This is a genomic window from Rhizobium sp. BR 317, assembly GCF_047445835.1.
GTDB lineage: Bacteria > Pseudomonadota > Alphaproteobacteria > Rhizobiales > Rhizobiaceae > Rhizobium > Rhizobium paranaense.
This window is the reverse complement of sequence record NZ_JARWLB010000176.1, coordinates 1-808: the sequence shown is the minus strand read 5'-3', so window position 1 is coordinate 808 and position 808 is coordinate 1. Positions and strand designations below refer to the sequence as shown.

Below are 808 nucleotides of genomic sequence, written 5' to 3'. Positions count from 1 at the left end.
TTTCACCTTCAGGCCCTGCTCTGAAAGCTTCCTCGGACGTCCTCTGGCGGGATGGGCCGCAACCCAGATCTCGGCAAGTTCCACCATGCGCTCGGTGAGCGAAGGATAGCCCTCGACAATTTCCGCTGTACTTGCGCCCTGGGTCTTCATCGCGGCAATCGTTCGCACAGGAACACGGGTTCGCTTGAAAACCGGCTCGCCGCCCACGACGCCTTTCACGCTTTCAATCATTCGTTCGGCTTCTCGAAGCGCCTCGGCCCGCGCAGCCAGTTGTTCTCGTGCCCGCGCAACGTCGATAATGAGATAATCGTCTGCCCTAACAGTTTCGGCATCGGGGTTCTGGTCGATCGTATCGAATAGGCGCTTGCGGCGCTCGGCAGACAAGATCGATCCGACGCCGTACCAGAGCTTCAACCGAAGCAGATCCTCATCGGTGAGTGCTCGACCGCTGCTACCAACGAGATGAGTCTCGATGATGCGCTTGTCGATCGCATTGTGCACCGACTTCACAGCGATCTCGCTGACAGCCGCCGCCTCGGCGGGTGTGTAGGCGTGTGATGTGCTGGCCATAATCATTCTCCTTGTGGAGAATATATAATACGGCCCGCCACTAGTGTAAAGCCTTGACCCATGCTCGATCTCATGGCCGAGCTGTCCCAATCGATGCACATCGCCTCCGAAGCCCGAAAATCTGGTCGACCACGGGCGCGATTTGCAGATCAGTTCGATTTGGTCACAAGTTCGGCGGGTTCGACGCCCAGCGCTTCTGAAATCTGGCCAAGAACCGTGAGGGTTGCCGACATTTCGG

The 808-nt window shown here is 57.9% G+C and carries 1 protein-coding gene; it reads right to left on the bottom strand.

The genetic code is table 11. From position 1 onward, the window contains the following. Positions 1–570, bottom strand: a 570-nt coding sequence (locus QD357_RS32630; protein WP_414126139.1) for a DUF433 domain-containing protein, incomplete at its 3' end; no start/stop codon positions are given. Positions 571–808: the final 238 nt, after the last annotated feature.